The following is a 23,865-nucleotide window of genomic DNA, read 5'->3' as shown; positions in this document are numbered from 1 at the left end:
AGAGCATGTCAAAAGCCAGCCTCAGGTAGCGGCTGGCTTTTACCCTATGCATTATTCATTTTCCAATTCTAGTATCGCGATGCCCCTTCCGGGAAGCCTGACTGTACTCTCAGAGGATTGTTGTACCTTTACTTTCTCCCCGGCCAGCAAGTCCCTTGCACGGGAGCCCGTATATTGCCCCGGAAGCTGGTATTCAACGGAGTTGCTTGAGGTGTTTAAAACAATGGCTGCCACTTTTCCGCTGCCAGCTCTCACATACGCCAAACAAGGTTCGTCTTCGCTGTGAGGAAGGAAGAACAATTCCCCGTTATTCGCGAGAATCGGCATTTCTTTTCGAAGGGCGATGAGTTTTTTTATGTGCTCCCTCAATTCACGGTTTTGGCGGGCTGGATCCCATTCCATGCATTTTCTGCACCCGGGGTCAAGTTCACCTTCAAGGCCAATTTCATCGCCGTAATAAATACATGGGGTGCCATTGAAGGTTAGCATCAAGGTGAATATTTGTTTCACTTTATCGATGTCTCCGCCGCATTCCGTTAAAACCCTCGGCGTATCATGGCTTCCAACAAGATTGAACGCGACAGAATTCACATTTGCTGGGTACATATGCAGCACCCTGGTCATTTCTTCCGCAAATGATTTAGGAGTCATGGTTTCTTTTGCGAAAAGGTTCAGGACATTCGTTGTAAAAGGATAATTCATGACGGCGTCGAACTGGTCACCCCTAAGCCATGGCATGGAGTCGTGCCAAATCTCACCGAGTATATATAAGTCCGGTTTAATGCCCTTAAGTTCAGCTTGGAACCTTCGCCAAAAAGCAGGGCTTACCTCGTTGGCGACATCAAGCCTCCAGCCGTCAATATTGAATTCTTCCAGCCAATAGCGGCCTACATTCATGAGGTAATCGGCAACTTCGGGATTGTCAGTGTTGAGCTTCGGCATTGAAGGGAAAAAACCGAATGTGTCATAGTTTGGCTTCGGCTCCGTGACGACAGGAAAATCCCAAATGTGGAACCAGTCTTTATACCTTGATTCCGCGCCGTTTACCAATACATCCTGGAATTGTGGAAAGTAATAGCCGCTATGGTTAAATACGGCATCCAGCATGACCCTTATCCCGTTCCGGTGGCATGCTTCCACAAGTTCCTTCAATGTTTCTTTCGTCCCGAAGCAGGGGTCGATTTCAAAATAATCGATCGTATCGTATTTATGGTTGGAATACGCTTTGAAAATAGGGGTTAAGTAGATTCCGTTTATGCCGAGATCCTTTAAGTAATCGATCTTTTCTATAATCCCCTGAAGGTCGCCGCCGAAAAAATTATCAACTTCAGGTTCAGCACTTCCCCATTCCAGTGTTCCCTCTGGATCGTTTCCTTTATCGCCATTGGCGTAGCGCTCCGGGAAGATTTGAAGCCAAACCGTATCCTTCACCCATTCCGGGGGTTCAAACAGCGTAGATTCGTGAAGATACGGTATGGCAAAGTAGAACGCTACATCTTCAGGAGCCTTGTCCGTAAATCCTTGCTCCCCATAGATGAGCGTTTCCTGTCCATCGCTGATTTTGAATCCATAACGGAGCCTTCTATATGGAGGGGATACAGCCGCGGACCAATAGTCAAATAAGGAATCGGTCCCTGTTTTTTTCATTTTTGTTTCCGCATACTGCCAAACCCCATCGTCAATTTCATATGGGTCACCGTGCAGGAGAGTGACAGAGGAGGCGTCCCGCTTTTTCGTCCTCAGCCTTATATGGAGTTCACCCTTCCTGGACGGATAAGCGAAATCGTCTGTCGGCCTGTGATAAATGGCTTCTTTCATCATCCTGTTCAACCCCCATTAGAGTCTCGGTACGTAATGTGTAGTTACCCGCATACGGAAAAGTCAAACTATACCTAACGCCATACTGAAAGGGGAGACATATGGTACAATACTATGTGGAAATAGGAATGGAAAAATTTATGGCGGGAGTGTGTGCCTGCCAATAGGGGGATAGATGGGCATGAAAGCCAAATTGGCGGCATGCTTCCTGGTTTCGCTCCTTCTTTTCGGCGTATTGCCCGTACACGCGGTTGAAAAGGATGGACAGAATTGGCAGGACGAAACGATATACTTTTTGATGGTTGACCGCTTTAATAACGGCAGCCAAAAAAATGATAAAAAAGTGAATGCCAATGATCCATTGGCATACAATGGCGGCGACTTCCATGGAATCATCGACCGGCTCGGCCATATAAAGGACATGGGCTTTTCGGCCATTATGCTGTCGCCGATTTTCGATAACGTGGATGGCGGTTATCACGGTTATTGGGTGAACGATTTTTACAATACGGAAGAGCACTTCGGGACAATCAAGGAGTTCAAGGTGCTTGTGAAAAAAGCCCATGAACAAGGGCTCAAGGTGCTAATTGATTTCCCAGCCAATAGCGCAGGGCCTGACAGCAAGCTCGTGAAAGAAAAAGGGCTAGAGTGGTTCCATGAGAAAAATGGGGCTGAGGATGGTTCGGACAGGGACAAACAGCTGAATGGTTGGGTCGACGGCCTTCCCGATTTCAACCATGAAAATCCGGAAGTGCGCGCCTATCTCATTGATGCGGCAAAATGGTGGATCAGGGAAACAAATCTCGACGGCTACCGCCTTGACTCCGCGGAACATGTCCCGGTAGAATTTTGGAAGGAATTTTCCGAAGCTGTCAAAGGAGAAAAGGACGGCTTCTATCTCATTGGCGACTTGGGGCCAGAGAGTGGCAGCCTTTACGATGAATACAAGGATGCAGGGTTTGATAGTTTTTACGATTACCCGCTAATGGAAGAACTTCGCTCAGGGCTTGTAAAAACAGACAGGAGCATGTCAGGGATTTTGGACCGCTGGGCAACCAACAAGGACAATGTGCCAAATCCAGATGAAATGGCTGTTTTTTTTGACGACCACAAACTGGACAGGTTCACGAGGGATATGGTCAATGTGAAGCAGTTTCCGGGCAGCCAATGGAAACAGGCGCTAACGTATATGTACACAACCCCGGGAATACCCGTTGTGTATTATGGGACGGAGATTGCGGTCGATGGCGGCGCGCCGCCTGATAACAGCAGGCTGATGAATTTCAGGACTGATAAAGAGCTGATTGATCATATCACCAAGCTGAGCGAACTTAGGCAAAAGCTTCCTTCCCTCTCAAGGGGAACGATGGAGAAGCTGTACGAAAAGGATGGAATGGCCGTATTCAAGCGTGTTTATAATGGTGAGACAGCAATCATCGCCATCAACAATACGAGCAAGACCCAATCTGTTTCCTTGTCTCCCGAGCAGGTTGCCCCGAATGGGAACGAACTCAGGGGGCTGCTCATCCATGAGAAGTCGGTAGGGGAGAAGGAAGGATTTACGATTGTCCTGGACCGTGATGAAAGTGAAATTTTTGTCCTCGGCAAAAAAGTGGGGCTAAACTATCCATTCCTCGCGTTGATTGCGGGGATTTGGCTATTCTTCATCTGGTTCTTCATTTTCCTGGCGAGGCGCGGGAAAAAGCGGAGGCTGGGGGACATCAAGGAATAACATGCAAAAGCCGGACCCAATCCTGATTGTGGGTCCGGCTTTAATTGTACATAGTGTTTAGTGTGAAAAGGTTACCCGTTCACGACCTTGCCGCCATTGACATGGATCATTTGGCCGCTGACGTAGGAAGATTCATCGGAAGCAAGGAAGACATACGCCGGTGCAAGCTCGAATGGCTGGCCGGCGCGCCCCATTGGTGTATCCGCACCGAACTTTTCAACCTTATCGGCTTCAAACGTCGATGGGATGAGCGGCGTCCAAATCGGGCCGGGCGCAACCCCATTTACGCGGATGCCGTCCTTTGCAAGCGACATCGATAGCGACCGTGTGAAGGAAACAATTGCCCCCTTCGTAGCGGAATAGTCTATAAGTGTTTCATTTCCGGCATACGCTGTAATGGAAGCCGTGTTAATGATGGAAGCCCCTTTTTTCAAATGCGGAAGCGCGGCTTTTGTTAAATAGAACATGGAAAATATATTCGTCCGGAATGTCTTCTCGAGCTGTTCGGAACTGATATCAAGCAGGCTCTTCTGCGGATGCTGCTCCGCCGCATTGTTAACGAGCACATCAAGTTTTCCGAACTTCTCAATCGTTTTTTCAATAGCGGATTGGCAGAACGCCTCATCGCCAACATCGCCTGGTATAAGCAGGCATTTCCTGCCTTCATCCTCGATTTGCCTCCTTGTATCGTCAGCATCCGAATCCTCATCAAGGTAGACAATCGCCACATCGGCCCCTTCCTTGGCAAAATAAATAGCTGCAGCCTTCCCGATTCCGCTGTCCCCTCCAGTTATCAAGGCTACCTTATTGGAGAGCCTGCCGCTGCCTTTGTAATTTGGATCGACATGAATCGGTTCTGGGTCCATTTTGCGTGTCAGGCCAGGTTGTTCATCCTGGTGCTGCGGCGGGAATCCGCCTTTTGGCAACTCTTTTTCATTCATCGTATCTGCCTCCTCTATTACAGTCCTACTCTACATAATTCCTTCTTTTGGGTTGAAACTAACATGGGAAATTATAGAAGGGTGGCGGGTTTGGCAGGAGGATTTCTTCTATGAAAATCTGCCGGTAAAGGCTTCCCTTATTGGGGATTTGGGTTAATGAAGACAGTTTTGAAGGCTTTAGTGGGTAAAAATATCTTCATCGGGGTTATGAAGACAGTTTTGAAGGGGTTGGTGGGGTGAAAGTGTCTTCATAGGGGGTATGAAGACAGTTTTGAAGGGTTTGGCGGGGTGAAAGTGTCTTCATCAAAGAAATAAAGACAGTTTTGAACCTATTTCAGGCCGGAAACTGTCTTCATTTTGGGTGCCGCTGTTTTAAAAAAACTTGCCGTCCCCGCTTAGCGGTAATTCATGAATTGGACGTCGACGGTTAGGTCTGCTTCTTTCACCGCAGCGATAATGCGTTGCAGGTCATCACGGCTTTTTGCGGTAACGCGGATTTGGTCATCTTGAATCTGGCTTTTTACTTTCAAGCCGCTGTTTTTAATAATGGTGTTGATTTTCTTGGCATTTTCTTTGTCGATTCCCTGAACAAGCTTCGCACGTTGGCGGACGGTACCGCCGGATGCGCCTTCCAGTTTTCCATAGTCAAGGTTTTTAATCGGGACTCCGCGCTTGATCAATCTTCCAAGGAGGACATCCTTCAACTGCCCTAGCTTGTATTCGTCATCTGACACAAGAACGAGCTCTTCCTTGTCAAGAGTAACCTGGCTTTTGGACCCTTTGAAATCGTAGCGGGTCTGGATTTCCTTCATTGTGGCCGTAACGGCATTTGTGACTTCCGAAAAATCGACTTTGGATACAATATCGAATGAGCTATCTTTGGACATATGGGACCTCCCGAACAGTTTTTCATTATTGCTTCCATTATAGTAGAATATAGAAAGTGAAACAACAGATGGCAACAGTGAGCCGATTTGGAAAAATTCCAGCTTATAACGAAGGCGTTTTTTGCGCCAATTTTATCATATGGACGGAGGAAGAAATGTGGCATTACTTGAATTAGCAGGGCAGAAGATTACATTGGAAGTTGCCCGGAAGGCTGCGTATGGCTATTTTTTAACAGACGGGGAGGAAGATGTGCTTCTTCACAGCAATGAAGCTGAAGCTGAGTACGAGGAAGGGGAAAAAGTAGAGGTTTTCCTTTATCCAGATGCGCATGGCCGCGTCGCAGCGACTTCAAAGATGCCGGTGATTACCGCTGGCGAATATGCTTGGCTGAAAGTCGTTGATACAAAGGCCGGGGTCGGAGTTTTCCTCGATATCGGAATTCAGAAGGATATCCTCCTTGGTGAAGAGGATTTGCCGGTACATAAGGCGATTTGGCCGGCTGTTGGCGATATGGTGTATGCGACAATCAGGGTGAACCGTCAGTTCCGGCTTTATGCGAAGCTTGCGACGGATCCGGTTATCCAATCGATTTCGTCAAACGCAACCCGGAAGGATTTTAACAAAAATGTGCAGGGGCATATTTACCGAACGGCTAAAGTGGGAAGCTGGATTTACACACTTGAAGGGTTCCGTGGGTTCATCCATGAATCACAGCGGGCGGAAGAGCCTCGCCTTGGACAAAAGGTCGAGGGGCGGATCATCGATGTGAAAGAGGATGGAACGGTAAATGTTTCGCTTCTTGCGAGGAAACAGGATGCAGTCGAGGAGGATGCCGCTTCCATCTACGACTACCTGCTCTCAAGGAACGGCGCGATGCCTTACAGCGACAAAAGCATGCCAGAGGATATTCAGGAACGGTTCGGTCTGAGCAAAGGAGCATTCAAACGCGCCATCGGCAAGCTGATGAAGGATGGAAAAGTGTATCAGGAAGGCACTTGGACGTATAAGAAGGAAGAGTAATCAGGGTGTGAGTGTTTTACGTTTCGCTAAAAAGGGATCACTGGCGTCATTTCTAAAAGGTTAAGTGTGGTATGTGCGCATTTATATTCAGTGAGGATGGAAAAAGGACCCGGTTTCGGGCCCTTATAAATGGTCGGTCTTTTTCGAATAGGAATTCTTGCCGGCTTCCCTGTTCTTTTCTCGCATCATATTTTTTTCGTGGCGGAGGGCATTGTTGTCCTTCGCTTTTTTATCGTTATCCGACGTACGTGGCATATGGAAAACTCCTTTCCCAAAGATACAAGTGTAGTTTCTGTAGTCCGGGAAAGGAGTATACGATTAGGTGTGTTGAAATTTTTACAAGAGGGATTTTGGATTAAAATTAGTCCGTGAATCGTCAACGGCAAACTATGTCTGGAATCATGCGAACTTACTTCGGCAGTTCGTTCAAAAAGAAAATCGCGATTGTGCCAGGGCCTGTATGCGCGCCGATTACAGCGCCGATTTCGGTAATATACACGTCACGCGGTGAAAATTCGCTGACAATCAGCTGCTTCATTTCCTCAGCGGTTTCCCGGTCATCGGCATGGCTGATGCCAATTACCTGGGAGCCAAGATTATTCCCGCGCTCCTTCATAACCTCGACGACCCGGCGTAGAAGCTTTTTCTTGCCGCGGATTTTTTCAAGGGGAACAAGCTTTCCGTCTTCCACATTCAGGAGCGGCTTAATATTTAGTAGTCCGCCAAGAAAAGCGGATGCTTTCGAGACCCGGCCGCCTTTTGCCAGATAATCGAGGTCTTCAACAGTAAACAACGACTCCATATGCCTGCTTCTGAATTCGACAGCCTTAAGGATTTCTTCCTTCGATGCCCCCGATGCAGCCAGTTTGGCTGCTTCTTTTACAACAAGGCCATAGCCAAGCGAAGCGCATTTCGTATCAACAATTGTCAGGTTGAAATCGGGATACGATTCCTTTACCTGGCCAAGAATCATCACTGCTGTTTGATAGGTTCCTGAAAGCTCGGATGAAAACGCTATGTAGATTCCGTCTTCTTTCTTTTCAGCCATTTCGGTGAACGTTTTTTCGAAACCGAGCGGAGAAGCTTGGGAGGTTTTCGGTACTTTCCCGCTGCGGATGACGCTGTAAATCGTTTGCGGCGAAATGTCGCGCAAATCCTCATACTCCTGATCATCCACGTGAACCTTCAGTGGGAAAAGCCCGACATTGTTCTCCTCATAAAATGCAAGCGGCAAATCGCATGCGCTGTCGGCAAATAGTCTCAATGCCAATACACTCACCCTGCCTTCAAAATCATCTATTTTTCCTCAGTTTATCGGTTTAATCCCAAAAATACAATCATGTAAGGACATAATTGAAAAAAAAGGGGAATTATAGAAGGAGGCAGTAAAATGCGAACAGTGCCTGTCACCACCCGAAATTTGTCGAAAACCGAACAGTGCCAGGCACCACCCGAAGTTTGTCGAAATTATCGGGTGAGGGAAAGGGGAGGATTGGATGGTTTGGCTGCATGTGAAGAAGCTTGTGGTTGTTTTGATTGGGGCGCTGCTGAATGCGGTTGGGCTTAATCTGTTTCTCATTCCCGCCGATGTGTATTCCGGCGGGTTTACCGGGGTCGCCCAGCTCCTTTCCAGGGTTCTAACAGAGGCTACGCCGCTTACTGTGTCGACTGGTTTTTTGCTCTTCCTACTGAACATCCCGGTCACGATTCTTGGCTGGCTAAAGGTGGGAAAGTCTTTCACGATTTACAGTTTCATCAGTGTCGCGTTGATGTCCTTTTTCCTTGAGCTCATCCCGGTCATTCACATATCAAACGATATCCTTTTGAATGCAGTTTTTGGCGGGGTTATCTCGGCAATAGGGGTAGGCATAACATTGAAATGGGGCGCGTCAACCGGTGGCCTCGATATCATTGCGATGATATTGTCCAGGATGAAAGACAAGCCGGTCGGGACATACTTTTTTGCACTGAATTCAATCATCACACTTACAGCTGGATATTTATTTGGCTGGGAAAAAGCACTTTACACGTTGGTAAACCTGTACGCTTCAACGAGAGTAATTGACGCTATCCATACGCGCGCCCAAAAGCTGACCGCATTAATCGTGGCAAAAAATGCGCCTGAGCTGAAAAAGGCGATTCAAACGAAGCTTTTCCGCGGCATAACGTCGATTCAGGCAAAGGGGGCATTTACAAACGAGGATAAAGAAATTTTAATGATTGTGATTACCCGATACGAGCTGTTCGATTTGGAGCGCATTATCAGGCAGACCGATCCGCAAGCGTTTACGAATATCGTTCCAACAACGGGAGTGATCGGGTTCTTCAGGAAGGATTGACGAATTACGCAAGGAACTGCGTGAAATCATCGGGCTCATAAAGTTGGGCCAGAAATTCCAGAAAATAAATTAGGAGGTAATGGCAGTGTACCTAACAATTGCGTCTTGGCTTTTTTTATCGTTTTGGCTCCCTATCGCGCAAAACGATGAGGGAATCCAGGAAGGGCTGAGGCTGAATGTGCAGGCTGAACCGGGCGCTGAGGAAGCGGTGATTCGGATACAGCTCGAGAACAGCGGCACAGAAATGGCGCGGTTGCAGTTTCCAACATCGCAATTTTATGAAATTACCGTGCTGGATGAAAGTGGGGGCGAAGTCTTTTTGTTTTCAAAAGGAAGAGCTTTCCTGCAGGCAATACAGAACGTAACGATTCCTGCGGGCGGTACAAAGGAATGGAAAGAAAAGTGGAACTACTCGGAAGACGGAATCCATGTACCTGCGGGAACCTACAAAGTGATTGTAGAGGTATTGCCGACTAGTATTAATGGAAAGGCACCCGTACAGTCTGCTTTAAATGCCGAAACGACATTCTCCATTCCGCCTCCCAGGCAGGAAGGAAAGCCCGCTGAAGAGCCTGGTGACCAAACCATTTTCATGGATGTGAGGGCACAGGGGGCAAACGGAAGCTACAAAGTAACCGGTAAGGCGCGACCCTATACAGGAGAGTTTTTTTATACAGTGGAGGATGGACATAGTCAGTTGATTCCAGAAACGAGGCTTTCAAGTGGCACATCATTTCCTAAATGGGCGGAATTTGAAATACCGATTACAGTACCGGCCGGGAAACTCCCGAAAAATGGCGCACTGATCCTGAATCTCTATGAAAAGAAAGACGGCTCCATATCGGGCCAGCCGCTCGCGGTCATTCTTGAACAGTTCCGGGGGGCGGAGTAGGCAGTCGCTTTCCATTGAAAGCTGTCACGTGCAACTTTACAGAGTGTTTCAACCAGATTAATATGTGGAAAAGGTGTCGCACAAATCCAGATGAGTGACTTTGATTGGGCAAAATTCAAAAAGGAAGTCACTAAAATCCGGATGAGTGACTTTGATGGAGGTAAATCCGAAAAGGAAGTCACTAAAATCCGGATGAGTGACTTTGATTGGGGTAAATCCGAAAAGGAAGTCACTCAAATCCGGATGAGTGACATTGATTGGGGTAAATCCGAAAAGGAAGTCACTAAAATCCGTATGAGTGACATTGATTGGGGACAATCCGAAAAGGAAGTCACTCAAATCCGTATGAGTGACTTTGATTGGGGTAAATCCGAAAAGGAAGTCACTCAAATCCGGATGAGTGACATTGATTGGGGTAAATCCGAAAAGGAAGTCACTAAAATCCGTATGAGTGACATTGATTGGGGACAATCCGAAAAGGAAGTCACTCAAATCCGTATGAATGACTTTGTTTGGGTAAAATCTGAAAAGGAAGTCACTAAAATCCGTATGAGTGACTTTGAGTGGGGTAAATTCGAAAAGGAAGTCACTCAAATCTAGATGAGTGACTTTGAGTGGGGTAAATCCGAAAAGGAAGTCACTCAAATCTAGATGAGTGACTTTGATTGGGGTAAATCACGGAAGGAAGTCACTCAAATCCAGATGAGTGACATTGAGTGGGCAATATCCGAAAAGGAAGTCACTCAAATCTAGATGAGTGACTTTGATGGGGGTAAATCACGGAAGGAAGTCACTCAAATCCAGATGAGTGACATTGAGTGGGCAATATCCGAAAAGGAAGTCACTCAAATCTAGAAGAGTGACTTTGAGTGGGGTAAATCACGGAAGGAAGTCACTCAAATCCAGATGAGTGACATTGAGTGGGCAATATCCGAAAAGGAAGTCACTCAAATCCGGATGAGTGACATTGATTGGGGACAATCCGAACAGGAAGTCACTCAAATCCGGAGGAGTGACATTGATTGGGGACAATCCGAACAGGAAGTCACTCAAATCCGGAGGAGTGACATTGATTGGGGACAATCCGAACAGGAAGTCACTCAAATCCGGAGGAGTGACATTGATTGGGGACAATCCGAACAGGAAGTCACTCAAATCCGGATGAGTGACATTGATTGGGGACAAAAAAGGTGTGGTACAAATCGAGATTTACGACAGAATCCGATACGCGGTGATAGGATAGAAAGAAGCTCATAGTCGCCTAAAAAAGTGAAAAAGCCGGAACCCCAAAAGGTGCCGGCCTTTTCATTGCTCATTACGTCCGTTTTGGTTTAGCTGGTCGCGCGGTTTGGAACACAGGGTTCACGCTCCAAGGAAAATTGCGGTGCGGCAGCTAGCCGCCAAGGCTGTCGAGTTGCTCCTGCATTTCCGCCAGCTGCCTTTGCTCGGCAAAGGTTGTATTGGCGTAGGCTGAACTAAGCGCGTTTTTCGCTTTGGCGACAGCGTCCGGCCTTTCTTCAGGAGATGATTCCATTGCAAGAGCGGTGTACTTTCTGGCTTGTTGAAAAAGTTGGTTTGCCATTGCTAAATCCCTCCGTAAGAGGATTCCCTGTTATTTTCCATCTTCCGGGCTTCCGCTTCCGCATAGGTCGTATGGTACGGGATGCGCTGACTGTGTCTCGCAACAGCGTCTGCGCCCTGCTTGACAAAGCGTTTCGATTTGGTTCTTCTGCCCATTCGAAATCCCTCCATTTATGAGCTTTTATCCGAAACAGCGTTGCTGCTTCATTGGTTAGTATGCTCGTATCGTATGGAGGATAAAATGGAAAACCCTTCCTGGTGCGGTGGCCCCGAAGGGAATTTTTCCAAAAAAGCACTTGAAATATTTAGTAAATGCGCTTTTTCAAATTGAGCGTTTCTTCGAGGTAGATGGCGATTCCGTCTTCTTCGTTGGTTAGGGTGATGTCGTTGGCGATCGTTTTGAGCTGGCTGATGGCGTTGCCCATTGCGACGCCACGGCCCGCGTATTCGATCATTTCCAGGTCGTTGTCTTCGTCGCCGAAAGCGATGACGCGTTCGGCGGGAATCCCGTAGAAATCGGCGACTCGTTTGAGGCCGACTGCTTTGTTCATACCGCTTTTGACAATTTCGATGACGTGCCACGGGTCGGCCCAGCGCCTATGGTCGATGACTTCGGCGTGGACGTCACTCAGGTGCTTGCGAATTGTTTGGACATGCTCCTCATCGGTGTGGATGAGCATGGCTGTTGGCGAGTCCTCAAGGTATTCGGCAAGGTCCCCGGAGGTTATCCGCGGGTTGCCGAAGCTGAAGATGTCGAGGAGTTTCTCGTCATGGTAGTGGAAGTATACGTCGTCGATGACTTCCGCGATGATGTTATGGAATGTGAACGAACGGCACGCCTCGACAATATCCTTTGCGACCCTGATATCAAGTGGGGTGTGGTAGGTTCCCCAGGACTTGTCCGTTGGGTGATGGACGAACGCGCCGTTAAAATTGACAATGGGGGTGTCGAGTTGCAGTTCATGGTAGTATGGCTCGCTTGAGCGGTAAGGCCTTCCGGTCGAAATCATGACGATGTGGCCTTGTTCCTTGGCCGCCATGAGTGTTTGTTTTGTTTTTTCGGTAATGGTTTTATCGTCTGTGAGTAGTGTTCCGTCCAAATCGAGTGCAATCAAGTGTCTGTTTGCCATGGTATCTCCTTTTTGTCCGTGAATTCCTTGTCGCCAAGGTATACTTTTATGAATGCCGCCGCAAAAATGGTAAACTAAAGTTGTAATTCTTTTTGCGGTTTCCATAGTCACTATGTTACCAATTATACAGCTTGCCTGTAAAAAAAATCACATTGCCGTTTGTTTAGATTCGGTAAACTTACTATGAAGTATGGAGGTTTCATCTTTGGTCGTTATCCGTAAAGAGTCTGTAAACAGTATTCCCGTTCTAGAGGTTGTCCAGGAAAAGAAGCTGGTTGAAAAGCTGCCATTGGCGATTTTTGTCCATGGCTTTACGAGCGCCAAGGAAAATAACCTTCACATCGCGTATCTTTTGGCTGAACGGGGTTTCCGCGCTGTCCTTCCCGATGCTCCCTTTCATGGCGAGCGCGATGAGGGGCTTGGCGAGGAAGAGTTGTCAGGAAGGTTTTGGGATATTGTAATAAAAACCATCCATGAAGTAAATACCATTAAGGATTTTTATGTGGCGGGCGGCCTTGCATCGCCGGGAGAAATTGGCCTTGCCGGAACGTCGATGGGCGGGATTGTCACGCTCGGTGCATTGACGCAATACGATTGGATCGGGGCGGCCGTCAGTTTGATGGGCTCGCCAAGCTATCGTGATATGGCCTGCTGGCAAGTGGACGAGTTGCGGAAAAGAGGCTATCAGCTTCCGTTTACCGATGAGGAATTGGCTCAACGGATTGATGCGCTTGGACCGTATGATTTAAGCCTCCAGCCGGAGAAGGTGGACGGGCGGCCCCTGCTGTTCTGGCATGGGGAAGCCGATACGGTAGTGCCCCACCGTTATGCATGGGAATTTTACGAGAAGCTGTTGAAGGAATCCGGGGGTGCAGCTGAAATCGCGTTTGTTTCCGAAAAGCTTTCCGGGCATAAGGTTACCCGGAAAGGGACGTACGCCCTTGTGGACTGGTTTGCCGAACATTTGGGCCGCGCCAAGGAATCGGCGGCCAAAGAAGAAGCCGCGGTTGAACTGTTCAATAGTTGAAAACGCAACAAATGAATTTTTTCATTTTAAAAAATACTTTTAAGGAGAGATGGAAGATGAATCAGGAATTAAAAGATAATATTATGGGAGCCTTGGAACTGGTTATTGACCCGGAGCTTGGAGTTGACATTGTCAATCTTGGGCTAGTTTATGATGTTGAAATGGATGACGAAGGAAAGGCGACCGTTACAATGACGCTTACATCGATGGGCTGCCCGCTTGCGGGTACGATTGTCGACCAGGTAAAACGCGCCCTTGCCGATATTCCTGAAGTAAAGGACGTTGAAGTCAACATCGTGTTTAACCCTCCATGGTCAAGGGATATGATGTCCCGCTACGCAAAAATTGCATTGGGCATTAGGTAGGAAGCATTCGCTGAAAGATCCCTGCAATTAGGGTCAGGGGCAGTTCAAGGAGGGAAAACTTTTGAAGAATAAAGTGATTTTGGCAACCTCTACCCAGCTGGGAAGGGGGGACGAGCAGCTTGGCGAGAGCGTGCTTGAAACGTTCTTTACACTTCTTAAGCAGAGGGAAGACTTGCCACGGGCCGTATTTTGCATGAACTCGGGCGTTTACCTGATGACGGATGATTCTTTTGTATCCGTCCACTTGAAGGAGCTAGAGCAGAAAGGCGTGGAAATCCTCGCGTGCAAAACATGCGTCGACCACTATGGCGTTGAAGATAAGCTCACTGTTGGAAAAATTAGCACGATGGGTGATTTTATCAGCCTTGCCTCAGAACACGAGGTTCTAACGATATCCTAAACCAAAAAACAGCAGCCGTCGCGCTGCTGTTTTTAATTTGCCAGCTTGGTTATCATCCGTCTTTAGAAATAGTGTTTAAAAAAGTTGGATTGTTTTGGTGAAATTGAGGTGTTAAGGGTGGGTTTTGGAAAATTGCTTGATAAGCCACTTCCCGAATTTCACTATCATTCTTCTGGAACTATTTCAAAGAAAAAACTTGGTGCAAAGAGATGAGTTTCATTATTCTATGTAAAATTAATTGGGCGCAGGTGGAAAATGGCCGATAAAACAAAGATGGAAAATCCGGAAGTATTGCTTTTAAAAGCGGAACTCCAGCAAAAACTGAAAGTATCTAAATCCCAATTGAATGCTTTTCTTGAAGATGGAATGCCCCATTATCTATTTGGCAATCAGTATCGTTTTTTGGAAAGCGAAGCCGTGGATTGGCTGAAGGTGTACAAGCCTTCACAGGAGCGGCTGGAAAGCCAATTTCGTGACGAAAAGGGCCGGACACTGAAGGAGTATGTGACCGAAGACATTGCGATTGCAACTTTAAGGCTACGCAAGGCTTACTTAATCAATCTTTGCAATAAGGGCATGCCTTACGCGGATGTGGGAGAAAAACGTTTTTACCATATAGGCGACATTCTTGGCTTTTACAAAAAAGGAGTAGAGATTGGGGCAGAAACGCCGGTAGAAAAATGCCTTAAGCCCTTTTGCGTAGAAAATCCTAAAGATGTGCCCGTTTTTATTGTTGATGGCTCCTACAATTTTGAAAAGGGTAAAGCAGGGGCAGGTATAGTCATGGTCGATAATTGGGAAACGGCCACTGGCTGGTCTAAAGTGAAAAATGTAAAAACCGATAAAGCTGTTGTATGTGAATTTTTGGCGGTCCTTGAGGCACTGACATTAATTAAAAGTAAGCGGATGAATAAAGCTCTAATCGTGACGGATCAGGAGAACCTTGTTAAAAGAATGGAAGTTGATGAGAGAAAATATAAGGAATCAATAAGGCCGCAGCTTCAGGAATTTAACCGGTTATGGAATGAGTTAAAAGGGAAAGTAGAAATCAGGTTTTCAGGGGATTTGAATGGTGGGAGAAAAAATGCCCTTTATAAAACTGCTCATAAATTAAGCCAGGAGTACAAAGTTGCCAAAATGGATCCGCTTCCGCTTTAATGCGAAACGATTATTCTCGGAAGCTTTCCTTGTGTAGCGGAAATCAATCCTAAGTTCCTGTAGAATTTACTATTATTACTTATACGTTTATTAGGATAAGCATGGAGACAGCCGCAGTGAGTGGCTGTTTTTATTTTATGCATCTTGTAAAACAGATAGTTTTGATGTTATCGCATAAAAGAAGCAATGGATGCGTCTCCTTCATCGTCTGCTTCAGTGGCTTTCACAAAGATGCCATATTAACAGGTTTTTGTGTGATGAATGTCACTTTTCCGTTGGGTAGTTGATTTTATAATACTAGTAATAAGGCTAGTGAGAGCCAGCCATTTAGGAGGCGTTATTCATGGCTTTTAACCCGGAAATGATGATGAAAAAGAACCCATATGCGAGGGATTTTAACGAAAATCCGTTTATAGTGATTTGGGAGTTGACGCGAGCGTGCCAGCTGAAGTGCCTGCATTGCCGGGCCGAGGCGCAGTATATGCGCGATCCGCGTGAGCTGACATTTGAAGAAGGAAAGCACCTGATTGACCAAATATATGAAATGCAAAATCCAATGCTTGTGTTTACCGGCGGTGATCCGTTGATGCGCAAAGACGTATTTGATATAGCGAAGTACGCCGTCGAGAAGGGCGTGCGTGTTTCGATGACCCCAAGCGCCACGCCGAATGTTACGAAGGAAGCAATCGAGAAGGCGAAAGAGGTTGGCCTGTCCCGCTGGGCGTTCAGCCTTGATGGGCCGAATGCTGAAATACATGACCATTTCAGAGGAACCGCTGGGTCATTTGACCTGACGCTCGAAAGAATCAAGTATTTGCATGAGCTTGAAATACCGATTCAAATTAATACAGTTATTTCCCGATATAATATTGATTACCTTGAAGAAATGGCGAACCTGATGGAAGAGCTTGAATGTGTCCTGTGGAGCGTGTTTTTCCTTGTGCCGACAGGCCGCGGGCAGGAGAGCGACATGATTTCCCCGGTCCAGCATGAGCATGTGTTCAGGTGGCTTTATGAGTTGAGCAAACGGGTCAAATTCGATATTAAAACAACGGCAGGACAGCATTACCGCCGTGTGGTTATCCAGCAAAAAATGCACGAGGCCAAGGAGCAGCAGGGAGAAATCGAATATTTGAACGCCTTGACCGCCCACGGGCTCACCGGTTCAATCGATGGGCTCGGCCGGGCGCCGATGGGCGTGAATGACGGCAACGGCTTTGTGTTCATTTCCCATATCGGCGATGTGTACCCGAGCGGGCTGCTGCCAATCAAGGCGGGGAATGTCAGGGAAACACCTCTCGCCGAAATTTATCGTGAATCACCGATCTTCAAATCACTCCGCAATCCGGATGAGTACAAAGGAAAGTGCGGCGTTTGCGAATTCCGCCATGTGTGCGGCGGATCCCGTTCCCGGGCATACGCAATGACAGGCGATTACCTGGAGAGCGAACCATTCTGTGTGTACATCCCGAAAGCACTAAGGGAGAAGCAGGTGCAATAACAATTCCTTGAGGCACATACCTTAAAGAGGAGGTAACCTCCGTTAAAGGCTAACACTCTTTTAAAAGCTTTTTAAAAAAACAGGTTGCCCAGCGCAACGGGCAACCTGTTCACATAAGGGGTGGCCGGAACGACATTCGCTCCGGCTGTCTTTTTGGGCCGGGTGGGGGCAGGATGTTGGCGGATTTCGTTCAGCCTGGGCCAATTTTTACAAAAGGCAAAAGAAAAAAGGATGGGGGCTCCATCCTTGTTATTCAATGCTGCAGTATACGGCGGGGCAGTTTTCGCAGCCGATTTCGAGTTTGAGGTATTCTAGGTCGTGGATAGTGATTTTACCTTTTTTGATTGAGATGAGGCCGTCACGCTTTAGTTCACTTAAAATCCGGTTGGTGCTTTCGCGAGATGTGCCGCAGAAGTTGGCGAGGTCCTGGTTGGTCAGCGGCAGGTCGATTAGGATGCCGTCCGGCTTGTGGATGCCGTAGCTGTTGGTCATCCGGATGAGTGTCGAGAACAGGGCGCCACGTTTTCCATTCAATACGAGGTCGCGGAATTTTGTTTGGGTTTTGCGGAAATGGTCGCTCATCCATTTCATAAATTCGAATGCAAGTGTGCTGTTTTGGAAAATTTCCGTTTCAATGACGTCTTTGCGTATGGCAGCGATCTCGCCTTCCTCAAGGACTTTGGCGCTTAGAAGGTATTTCGGGTTGGACGTGAACAGGGTCAGTTCGCCGCAAATATCGTTTTCTCCACATATTCGGAGCGATAGCTCCCGTCCGTCGGAAGTAATCTTGCTGATTTGGATTTTGCCGGAGAGGACGATGTACAGTTCTTCCGCTTCCATCCCTTCCTGGAATAAGTAGGAGCCCCGTTCCGAACGGAATTTTCTGTCTGCGAATCGCAAAAGTTCTTTTATTTCGATGGAGTGGGTTGGTTTCATGGCCTTTACAGCTCCCATAGGTGCCACCTCTTTACATTTTTTAATTTGCCAGTTAGTTGTCTGTGATTTTTGTTACTCTCATTGTATATCAGTTTCTTCCTTAGGGACGTCGATAACAATGACAATATAGTGAAAACTGGAAAGCTCTTGGGGCTTTTGAAAGAAAAGTGAACTTTATTTGAATTCTTCATCCAAAGCGGTCCTCTTTTACCAAAAGAGGGTAAAGATGTGCTAGAATGTATAGATAATAAAGTTAACATTATGTTTATGTGGTTATTGGTATGTGTTTTTGGAAAAGCGTCCGCTCGGTCCATGGGCTATTCTTTCGGGGCGGCTGGAAATGCTGATGGTTTCCTTAAAGCCAAGGAAGCGGTTTTGGCTATATCCTGAATATTGGAGCTGATAAAATGGAAAAATCCATTATAAAAGATAAGTTGAATAGGCCGCTGAGAGATTTAAGGATTTCGGTTATCGACCGCTGCAATTTCCGCTGCCAGTACTGTATGCCCGCGGATAAATTCGGCCCGGATTTCGTATTTTTGCCAAAAAGCGCGCTGTTGACATATGAAGAGCTTGAGAGGCTGGCGAAAATTTTCGTTGGGCTCGGAGTGGAAAAGATCCGTCTGACCGGCGGAGAGCCGCTTCTCCGAAAAGACTTACCAATCCTCGTTGAAAAGCTCTCGAAAATTGATGGGTTAAGCGACATTGGCCTGACAACGAACGGAGTGCTGCTTCCGAAGTTTGCGGAACAGTTGAAGACGGCTGGGCTAATCAGGGTTAACGTTTCCCTTGATAGCTTGAATGACGAGCTGTTCGGGGAGATTAACGGCCGGAATGTTGGTACGAAGCCGGTCCTTGACGGTATTGCAGCTGCAAGGAAGGCCGGCCTGGGTGTTAAGGTGAATATGGTTGTGAAAAAAGGCTTGAACGACCAGGAAATTCTTCCGATGGCTGAATACTGCAAAGAGAATGGGCTGCAGCTCCGCTACATTGAATATATGGATGTCGGCAGCACAAACGGCTGGAAGATGGATGATGTTGTTACGAAAAAACAGATTTATGATGTTCTGAAAGAGAAGTTTGAGCTTGAGGCGCTGGAACCTGCTTATTTTGGCGAGGTGGCCAAGCTATACCGCTATAAAGGGACCGATATTGACGTAGGGTTCATTACTTCGGTATCGGAATCGTTTTGCAGCAGCTGTACCCGATCGCGTCTGTCGGCGAATGGCCAGCTTTTCACCTGCCTGTTCAACGGCAACGGGCATGATATCCGCAATTTCCTTAGGAACGGTGCGACGGATGAGGAGCTTGCAGAGCGGATCGCTTCGATTTGGCAGGGGCGCGGTGACCGTTATTCCGATGAGCGGACCGAGGAAACGGCTGCAAATCGGAAGAAAATCGAGATGTCCTATATTGGTGGATAAGTTGAAGAGGCTGAGCCCGGACGCGTGTCGGGAGCGGCCTCTTTTTTGAATTTTTTAACGGGGTGCCGATTGAACCCGATAATAAAGCCGGATAACCGATAATAATGCCGGATAACCGATAATAATGCCGGATGACCGATAATAATGCCGGATAACCGATAATAAAGCCGATTAACCTGATAATAAAGCTGATTAACCCGATAATAAAGCCGATTAACCCGATAATAAAGCCGGGTAACCGGATAATAAAGCCGGGTAACCCGATAATAATGCCAAACACCGAACTATTAATGTAAACACCAATTCCAGAAAGTATCCCTATTGGATTTAATGAAACACAAAAAGCCTGCCGGCTATATATCCGGCAGGCTATTACTTTTCCAATAGTTTTAAAAATACCTTGGGAACAGGATGTTGTTTTCGAGATGAACATGCATGAACGTTTGCTCTTCCAGCATTTCAAGCCTCTTGTAGACAAGGCGGTAAGTGCCGCAAGCATCGGCTGGCGGGGTGAAATCGGAAGTGATTTCGCGTAGCTCCTTCAAAAGCGCGCCAGCATGATCATGTTCTTTTTCGAGCTCCTTAATGTAGTTCAAAGCATGCTCGCGGTCTTCAATCGTATTTGCATCCAACTGCCTGATTAATGGAAAGACGGTTTCTTCTTCTTTGGCGACGTGCTCGAGCATTTCTTTTTTCAGCTCGTAATAAAGCTCATACACTTTCAATAGTTCCGGGCGGTGGCCGCCATGGACACGGGAAACCTTAGTGACATATGGGCTTAGGTTCAAAAATTCTTCGCGAAGCGGGTTGTGGTAGTCCGCGATGACATGGTCGATGATTGTATCGGAGTCGGAATCGGTCCAAACCTTCAAGTCGGTCTCAGTACTGCTGCTTTTTTCAATCACATCGGCCAGGTTTGCCATCAGAGTACCGAGGTCGACGCCTCCAGCAGCGGCAGCATCCACAATCGGCGTTGCCCCGCCACAGCAGAAATCAATCCTTACACTTTTGAATACATCGGCTGTTTTAGGAAATTCATTCACAAGATCACGGACAAGAGTTTGTTCTGAGTATGTTTGTAACATATTTTTATATCCTCCTTGAAAAAGGTAATAATTATTTTCTTACCTTAAGAATACGACACTCTTTTTGGAAATATGGTGACGCGCATCACACCTGAGAACTTTTTTCAATGGGAGCTTGATTTTGCCAATAAACGTTCACATTCCTTATTTGCCAACGAATGGGGTTTCGGCTACCCTTATAAGGGAGATGTATATATTGTTAAGGTGCGGGAGATGATGGCATGGTTGAAATGAGGAGGCCGATAGCTATCGGCGAGGCTGTGAAGCGAATTATGGATTGCAGGCAATCGGGTAATACCGAATTCATATCAATTAATGAGAGTTATGGCCGTTTTCTCTCGGAAGATTTGGTCGCCACGAGCGATGTCCCCCATTTCACAAGGGCCCCGTATGACGGGTTTGCGGTCCGATCAATCGATACACAGGAAGCAGGGCTTGACAATTCGGTGGAATTCGAAGTAATCGACCATATCGGAGCTGGCCAAACGACGTCAAAAGTACTCGGCGAAAAACAGGCTGTCAGGATTATGACCGGGGCGATGATGCCGGAAGGGTCCGATGCGGTCATAATGCTCGAACTCGTCAAAACGGCGGAGCGCGATGGCAAAAACTATATGACCATCAAGCGGAAAATCAAAAAGGGCGAAAATGTCTCCTTTCAGGGAGAGGATGCAAAAGAAGGGGAAGTGCTTGTAAAAAAGGGTATGTTTATTAATCCTGGCATCCAGGCAATGCTTGCGACATTCGGATATGCGAACGTGCCGGCTGCAAAAAAGCCAGTAGTCGGCCTTTATGCGACAGGCACAGAGCTATTAGATGTGGATGAACCGCTCGTACCAGGAAAAATACGGAACAGCAATTCATATATGATTGCTGCCCAAATTGAACGGGCCGGAGGGAAAGTGGAGTATTTCGGCAGCCTTCCCGATGATTTCGATACGTGTTTTGAGGCTGTTAAAAACGCGCTTGATAAAGTCGACATCCTTGTGACAACCGGTGGTGTTTCGGTCGGGGATTACGATTACCTTCCGGGGATTTATGAAAAACTTGGAGCGGAAGTTTTGTTCAATAAAGTGGCGATGCGGCCGGGGAGCGTTACAACAGTTGCTGTGCATAACGGCAAGCTTCTGTTCGGGCTTTCTGGAAACCCGTCCGCCTGCTATGTAGGATTCGAGCTGTTTACAAGGCCGGTCATCAGGACAATGCTCTGTTCTGAAAAGCCACATTTGCGTAAAGAATTGGCAGTCCTTGATACCGATTTCCCAAAAGCTAACCCGTTTACCCGATTTGTCCGCAGCACCATTTCTTTTAAGGAAGGGCGGCTGGTCGCCACGCCAAGCGGGCTTGATAAATCCAATATTGTCATGAGCCTGGCCGGTGCGAATTCGCTGATGATTTTGCCTGGGGGGACGAGAGGGTTTGAAGCGGGCATGGAAGTTGAAGTGCTTATGCTTGAAGACCAGGAAGGGAGCGAATGGCCATGGTAAGGCCATTCGTTATTCAGCTCGCGGGTTACCAGAACAGCGGGAAAACAACCCTCGCGGAATCCTTGATCCGGCTGCTTAAAGAGGCAGGGTTGGATGTTGCATCCATCAAGCACCATGGGCATGGAGGCAAGCCCGACATTCCGGCGGGGAAGGATTCAAGCAGGCATATATCCGCAGGTGCTGCCGCGGCCCTCGTTGAAGGCGGCGGCCGGCTTGTCCTTCAGGCAGAAAAGGAATTATGGCAGCTTGAGGACCAAATAAACCTTCTTTCTGCATTCAATCCCCATGTGATATTAATCGAGGGGCATAAATCCGCCTCCTATCCGAAAATCATCCTGCTCCGAAACGCGGAGGAGGACAAAGGTTTACTTGAACTAGAAAACATCATCGCAGCCGTGTACTGGGATGTTGAGCCAAAGGTGAAAGCTGAATACCCGTTTTACCCACTACTGGACAAAGAAACCCCTGACTACCTCGCAAAATTAATACTTGGGAAAATCGAGTGCCAGGAACCACAGAAATAACTGATGGGGCCTGGCACTTTTTTTCATTACTTTGAAAACAACTCGAAACAAGTTATCGTAATCCAGCTTCAGCGCCTAGCCCCTCGAGGTCTTAAGCCGGTTCCCTCCGGAGGGCAGGCCCGTCCTGCGGGCTCCGTCTTAAGCTTGTCGGGGCTGCCCAAGGCGCTTACGCATTTTGTTTGTCAAGAGAACTTTTTTCGACATAAGTTACTTTTGTCACTGAATTGTCACGTTTCCTTCGTTAGAATGGGAGATGGTTGTGGATTTTAGGGGGTTGATGGGATGGAGTTGTTACAATGGTTTGTCTGGCTTGTCTATCCTTATACCGTAGCTGCGGTTTTGGGAATGGGCATTGTATGGCAATATGATACTCGGGACCAATTTGATAATATGCAGCGTAAGTCGGGGATGATTTTGAACAGGATTGTAAAGATGCTCTGGCTTCTGACGACACTGACAGGGATCGGCTTGATTGTGTTTAATGGCGCAACAGGTGAATTGGCGGCCATGGCCGGGTGGATGATTGGCTTTTTGCACTTTAGCCCTGATATGGAGATTTTGAAGCACGCTTCGTTATTGCTGCAGATCCATGTGATCTTGTTATTTACTTTTTTGCTGTTTTTCTCCTTCACTAAATATGTTTCAATCGTATTTAAACCAATCCGTTTATTGAAAACGTTTTCCTTCTGGAAGGAAAAACAGAGCAGCCATGCCAGTTGGCGAAGGGTTTAATCGATGTTGCCATTTTTGACACTTTTAAGCTTCAATATGTGATGCATTTCACTTTGCAGCATTTTCCGTTGCTCTATAGTGAAGGTAAGATGCTAAGCAAGAGGTGTTGAAAATGAAACTATTTATGCCAAAACAACATGGCGCATGGGCTATGGCCATCCTCCCATTCTGGCTAGGGGCTATCTCAGGCGGTTTTCTGTGGGAGCACATTCCATTTTTCTTCGGCTGGCTTTTGCTTTACTTATCAACGTATCCAATGCTTCTCCTTTTCAAAAGAAAGAAACTTCGCTTTCATACAAAATGGACGATAATCTATCTCGTGCCAGCTATTTTGCTACTGATGTTTCCTCTTTTGGAGCGGCCGTCCGTAGCATGGTTCGGCGTAATGATGCTTCCGTTTTTCACAATAAATGCCTTTTTTTCGTCGAAAAATAACGACAGGGCCCTACTGAATGACTTTAGCGCGGTATTTGCCTTTTCCCTAGCCGGAATTGCAAGCGCGTACCTGAATACCGGAAAAGTGACCGTAGAAGCGCTTCTCGTTTTTGCCGTTTCGTCTCTTTTCTTTATCGGCAGCACATTTTTTGTTAAAACGATGATTAGGGAAAAACGGAGCATCCACTACAAGTGGATATCCTGGTCGTACCATACGCTTGTTGTGGCTGTGTGGGTCGTTTTTGGGCAATGGCTTGTTGCTCTCGCTTTCCTTCCGAGTTTAATGCGCGCAATCGGTTTTTATGGAAAGAGCCTTACGCCGAAACAAATTGGCATTTATGAAATTATTAACTCGGCGATTTTTTTCTCCCTCATCACCATCTGGCTGATAGTAACGTAAAAAGGGAGAAACAAATGCGCAAATATAAAGCCTGCCGGGCTATTGCACCC

At 47.1% G+C, this 23,865-nt stretch carries 26 protein-coding genes; 16 read left to right on the top strand and 10 right to left on the bottom strand.

The genetic code is table 11. The features are described 5' to 3' along the window. Positions 1–51: 51 nt before the first annotated feature. Positions 52–1,821 (bottom strand): glycoside hydrolase family 13 protein, encoded by a 1,770-nt coding sequence (locus RB160_RS14400; RefSeq protein WP_316571119.1) that lies wholly within the window; start codon positions 1,819–1,821, stop codon positions 52–54. 178 nt (positions 1,822–1,999) lie between these two features. Between RB160_RS14400 and RB160_RS14395 the strand changes: the two genes are divergently transcribed. Further along, the gene (locus RB160_RS14395) at positions 2,000–3,550 is read left to right on the top strand and encodes an alpha-amylase family glycosyl hydrolase (protein ID WP_316571118.1); all 1,551 of its coding nucleotides are present in this window, start codon (positions 2,000–2,002) and stop codon (positions 3,548–3,550) included. 71 nt (positions 3,551–3,621) lie between these two features. Here the strand turns inward: RB160_RS14395 and RB160_RS14390 are convergent, their stop codons facing one another. Beyond that, complete coding sequence (locus tag RB160_RS14390; protein ID WP_316571117.1) at positions 3,622–4,491, bottom strand: SDR family oxidoreductase; 870 nt, start codon at positions 4,489–4,491, stop codon at positions 3,622–3,624. A 395-nt stretch (positions 4,492–4,886) separates the two neighbouring features. Further along, positions 4,887–5,378: a YajQ family cyclic di-GMP-binding protein gene (locus RB160_RS14385; protein ID WP_316571116.1), complete on the bottom strand. Its 492-nt coding sequence runs from the start codon at positions 5,376–5,378 to the stop codon at positions 4,887–4,889. A gap of 157 nt (positions 5,379–5,535) precedes the next feature. On the opposite strand from RB160_RS14385, the gene RB160_RS14380 reads away from it, so the two are divergent. Beyond that, positions 5,536–6,399, top strand: a complete 864-nt coding sequence (locus tag RB160_RS14380; RefSeq protein ID WP_316571115.1) for a CvfB family protein — start codon at positions 5,536–5,538, stop codon at positions 6,397–6,399. A gap of 123 nt (positions 6,400–6,522) precedes the next feature. Here the strand turns inward: RB160_RS14380 and RB160_RS14375 are convergent, their stop codons facing one another. Further along, entirely contained in the window at positions 6,523–6,654 is a 132-nt protein-coding gene (locus RB160_RS14375) for a DUF3941 domain-containing protein (RefSeq protein ID WP_082306811.1), read from the bottom strand. A gap of 154 nt (positions 6,655–6,808) precedes the next feature. Further along, positions 6,809–7,669: a DegV family protein gene (locus RB160_RS14370; protein ID WP_316571114.1), complete on the bottom strand. Its 861-nt coding sequence runs from the start codon at positions 7,667–7,669 to the stop codon at positions 6,809–6,811. A 226-nt stretch (positions 7,670–7,895) separates the two neighbouring features. Between RB160_RS14370 and RB160_RS14365 the strand changes: the two genes are divergently transcribed. From RB160_RS14365 to RB160_RS14350, 4 genes are all read left to right on the top strand, one after another. After that, positions 7,896–8,738, top strand: a complete 843-nt coding sequence (locus RB160_RS14365; RefSeq protein WP_316571113.1) for a YitT family protein — start codon at positions 7,896–7,898, stop codon at positions 8,736–8,738. An 85-nt stretch (positions 8,739–8,823) separates the two neighbouring features. Next, the gene (locus RB160_RS14360) at positions 8,824–9,630 is read left to right on the top strand and encodes a BsuPI-related putative proteinase inhibitor (protein ID WP_316571112.1); all 807 of its coding nucleotides are present in this window, start codon (positions 8,824–8,826) and stop codon (positions 9,628–9,630) included. 90 nt (positions 9,631–9,720) lie between these two features. After that, complete coding sequence (locus RB160_RS14355) at positions 9,721–10,230, top strand: hypothetical protein (protein ID WP_316571111.1); 510 nt, start codon at positions 9,721–9,723, stop codon at positions 10,228–10,230. Positions 10,231–10,536: 306 nt separating this feature from the next. Next, a complete protein-coding gene (locus RB160_RS14350) occupies positions 10,537–10,887 on the top strand; it encodes a hypothetical protein (protein WP_316571110.1) in 351 nt (116 codons plus the stop codon). 136 nt (positions 10,888–11,023) lie between these two features. Here RB160_RS14350 and RB160_RS14345 read toward each other — a convergent pair whose 3' ends face one another. The 3 genes from RB160_RS14345 to RB160_RS14335 form a co-directional block, all read right to left on the bottom strand. Next, the gene (locus tag RB160_RS14345) at positions 11,024–11,212 is read right to left on the bottom strand and encodes a DUF3813 domain-containing protein (RefSeq protein ID WP_316571109.1); all 189 of its coding nucleotides are present in this window, start codon (positions 11,210–11,212) and stop codon (positions 11,024–11,026) included. Between the two features lie 2 nt (positions 11,213–11,214). Beyond that, the gene (locus RB160_RS14340; RefSeq protein ID WP_316571108.1) at positions 11,215–11,367 is read right to left on the bottom strand and encodes a hypothetical protein; all 153 of its coding nucleotides are present in this window, start codon (positions 11,365–11,367) and stop codon (positions 11,215–11,217) included. A 149-nt stretch (positions 11,368–11,516) separates the two neighbouring features. Continuing rightward, positions 11,517–12,341 carry a Cof-type HAD-IIB family hydrolase gene (locus RB160_RS14335; protein WP_316571107.1) on the bottom strand — a complete coding sequence of 275 codons (825 nt, stop codon included), beginning with the start codon at positions 12,339–12,341 and terminating at the stop codon, positions 11,517–11,519. A 205-nt stretch (positions 12,342–12,546) separates the two neighbouring features. Between RB160_RS14335 and RB160_RS14330 the strand changes: the two genes are divergently transcribed. The 5 genes from RB160_RS14330 (at position 12,547) to RB160_RS14310 (ending at position 16,792) form a co-directional block, all read left to right on the top strand. Then, on the top strand, positions 12,547–13,368 hold the full coding sequence (locus tag RB160_RS14330; protein ID WP_316571106.1) for an alpha/beta fold hydrolase: 822 nt from the start codon (positions 12,547–12,549) through the stop codon (positions 13,366–13,368). Between the two features lie 56 nt (positions 13,369–13,424). Continuing rightward, the gene (locus RB160_RS14325; RefSeq protein ID WP_316571105.1) at positions 13,425–13,733 is read left to right on the top strand and encodes a metal-sulfur cluster assembly factor; all 309 of its coding nucleotides are present in this window, start codon (positions 13,425–13,427) and stop codon (positions 13,731–13,733) included. 61 nt (positions 13,734–13,794) lie between these two features. Further along, positions 13,795–14,133: a sulfurtransferase-like selenium metabolism protein YedF gene (gene yedF / locus RB160_RS14320; protein ID WP_316571104.1), complete on the top strand. Its 339-nt coding sequence runs from the start codon at positions 13,795–13,797 to the stop codon at positions 14,131–14,133. Between the two features lie 255 nt (positions 14,134–14,388). Beyond that, complete coding sequence (locus tag RB160_RS14315) at positions 14,389–15,291, top strand: reverse transcriptase-like protein (protein WP_316571103.1); 903 nt, start codon at positions 14,389–14,391, stop codon at positions 15,289–15,291. Positions 15,292–15,634: 343 nt separating this feature from the next. Further along, the gene (locus RB160_RS14310) at positions 15,635–16,792 is read left to right on the top strand and encodes a TIGR04053 family radical SAM/SPASM domain-containing protein (protein ID WP_316571102.1); all 1,158 of its coding nucleotides are present in this window, start codon (positions 15,635–15,637) and stop codon (positions 16,790–16,792) included. A 249-nt stretch (positions 16,793–17,041) separates the two neighbouring features. On the opposite strand, the gene RB160_RS14305 is transcribed toward RB160_RS14310, so the two are convergent. After that, complete coding sequence (locus RB160_RS14305; protein ID WP_396954723.1) at positions 17,042–17,746, bottom strand: Crp/Fnr family transcriptional regulator; 705 nt, start codon at positions 17,744–17,746, stop codon at positions 17,042–17,044. Between the two features lie 389 nt (positions 17,747–18,135). Here RB160_RS14305 and moaA point away from each other — a divergent pair, with 389 nt between their 5' ends. Further along, complete coding sequence (gene moaA, locus RB160_RS14300) at positions 18,136–19,152, top strand: GTP 3',8-cyclase MoaA (RefSeq protein ID WP_316571101.1); 1,017 nt, start codon at positions 18,136–18,138, stop codon at positions 19,150–19,152. Between the two features lie 389 nt (positions 19,153–19,541). On the opposite strand, the gene ric is transcribed toward moaA, so the two are convergent. Beyond that, the gene (gene ric / locus RB160_RS14295) at positions 19,542–20,237 is read right to left on the bottom strand and encodes an iron-sulfur cluster repair di-iron protein (protein ID WP_316571100.1); all 696 of its coding nucleotides are present in this window, start codon (positions 20,235–20,237) and stop codon (positions 19,542–19,544) included. Between the two features lie 221 nt (positions 20,238–20,458). Here ric and RB160_RS14290 point away from each other — a divergent pair, with 221 nt between their 5' ends. From RB160_RS14290 to RB160_RS14275, 4 genes are all read left to right on the top strand, one after another. Next, the gene (locus tag RB160_RS14290) at positions 20,459–21,724 is read left to right on the top strand and encodes a molybdopterin molybdotransferase MoeA (RefSeq protein ID WP_316571099.1); all 1,266 of its coding nucleotides are present in this window, start codon (positions 20,459–20,461) and stop codon (positions 21,722–21,724) included. Beyond that, positions 21,712–22,248: a molybdopterin-guanine dinucleotide biosynthesis protein B gene (gene mobB, locus RB160_RS14285; protein WP_316571098.1), complete on the top strand. Its 537-nt coding sequence runs from the start codon at positions 21,712–21,714 to the stop codon at positions 22,246–22,248. The genes RB160_RS14290 and mobB overlap by 13 nt, the downstream gene beginning before the upstream one ends. Before the next feature lie 282 nt (positions 22,249–22,530). Continuing rightward, entirely contained in the window at positions 22,531–22,980 is a 450-nt protein-coding gene (locus RB160_RS14280) for a respiratory nitrate reductase subunit gamma (protein WP_316571097.1), read from the top strand. Positions 22,981–23,092: 112 nt separating this feature from the next. Then, positions 23,093–23,815, top strand: coding sequence for a YwiC-like family protein (locus RB160_RS14275; protein WP_316571096.1), 723 nt, complete (start codon positions 23,093–23,095; stop codon positions 23,813–23,815). The last annotated feature ends 50 nt before the right edge of the window (positions 23,816–23,865 follow it).

The sequence above is a fragment of the Neobacillus sp. YIM B06451 genome (genome assembly GCF_032667185.1).
GTDB lineage: Bacteria > Bacillota > Bacilli > Bacillales > Cytobacillaceae > Bacillus_D.
The sequence above is the reverse complement of the archived record's forward strand: the minus strand, read 5'-3'. Positions and strand labels throughout refer to the sequence as shown.

Bases quoted from the DNA above. Each gene is read 5' to 3' on its own strand.
- RB160_RS14365 (WP_316571113.1), top strand. From the start codon at position 7,896: ATGGTTTGGCTGCATGTGAAGAAGCTTGTGGTTGTTTTGATTGGGGCG.
- RB160_RS14395 (WP_316571118.1), top strand. From the start codon at position 2,000: ATGAAAGCCAAATTGGCGGCATGCTTCCTGGTTTCGCTCCTTCTTTTC.
- RB160_RS14390 (WP_316571117.1), bottom strand. From the start codon at position 4,491: ATGAATGAAAAAGAGTTGCCAAAAGGCGGATTCCCGCCGCAGCACCAG.
- RB160_RS14310 (WP_316571102.1), top strand. From the start codon at position 15,635: ATGGCTTTTAACCCGGAAATGATGATGAAAAAGAACCCATATGCGAGG.
- RB160_RS14325 (WP_316571105.1), top strand. From the start codon at position 13,425: ATGAATCAGGAATTAAAAGATAATATTATGGGAGCCTTGGAACTGGTT.
- moaA (WP_316571101.1), top strand. From the start codon at position 18,136: ATGGAAAAATCCATTATAAAAGATAAGTTGAATAGGCCGCTGAGAGAT.
- RB160_RS14340 (WP_316571108.1), bottom strand. From the start codon at position 11,367: ATGGGCAGAAGAACCAAATCGAAACGCTTTGTCAAGCAGGGCGCAGAC.
- ric (WP_316571100.1), bottom strand. From the start codon at position 20,237: ATGTTACAAACATACTCAGAACAAACTCTTGTCCGTGATCTTGTGAAT.
- RB160_RS14350 (WP_316571110.1), top strand. From the start codon at position 10,537: ATGAGTGACATTGAGTGGGCAATATCCGAAAAGGAAGTCACTCAAATC.
- RB160_RS14375 (WP_082306811.1), bottom strand. From the start codon at position 6,654: ATGCCACGTACGTCGGATAACGATAAAAAAGCGAAGGACAACAATGCC.
- RB160_RS14335 (WP_316571107.1), bottom strand. From the start codon at position 12,341: ATGGCAAACAGACACTTGATTGCACTCGATTTGGACGGAACACTACTC.
- RB160_RS14345 (WP_316571109.1), bottom strand. From the start codon at position 11,212: ATGGCAAACCAACTTTTTCAACAAGCCAGAAAGTACACCGCTCTTGCA.
- mobB (WP_316571098.1), top strand. From the start codon at position 21,712: ATGGCCATGGTAAGGCCATTCGTTATTCAGCTCGCGGGTTACCAGAAC.
- RB160_RS14305 (WP_396954723.1), bottom strand. From the start codon at position 17,746: ATGGGAGCTGTAAAGGCCATGAAACCAACCCACTCCATCGAAATAAAA.
- RB160_RS14385 (WP_316571116.1), bottom strand. From the start codon at position 5,378: ATGTCCAAAGATAGCTCATTCGATATTGTATCCAAAGTCGATTTTTCG.
- RB160_RS14355 (WP_316571111.1), top strand. From the start codon at position 9,721: ATGAGTGACTTTGATTGGGCAAAATTCAAAAAGGAAGTCACTAAAATC.
- RB160_RS14290 (WP_316571099.1), top strand. From the start codon at position 20,459: ATGGTTGAAATGAGGAGGCCGATAGCTATCGGCGAGGCTGTGAAGCGA.
- RB160_RS14280 (WP_316571097.1), top strand. From the start codon at position 22,531: ATGGAGTTGTTACAATGGTTTGTCTGGCTTGTCTATCCTTATACCGTA.
- RB160_RS14315 (WP_316571103.1), top strand. From the start codon at position 14,389: ATGGCCGATAAAACAAAGATGGAAAATCCGGAAGTATTGCTTTTAAAA.
- RB160_RS14275 (WP_316571096.1), top strand. From the start codon at position 23,093: ATGAAACTATTTATGCCAAAACAACATGGCGCATGGGCTATGGCCATC.
- RB160_RS14400 (WP_316571119.1), bottom strand. From the start codon at position 1,821: ATGATGAAAGAAGCCATTTATCACAGGCCGACAGACGATTTCGCTTAT.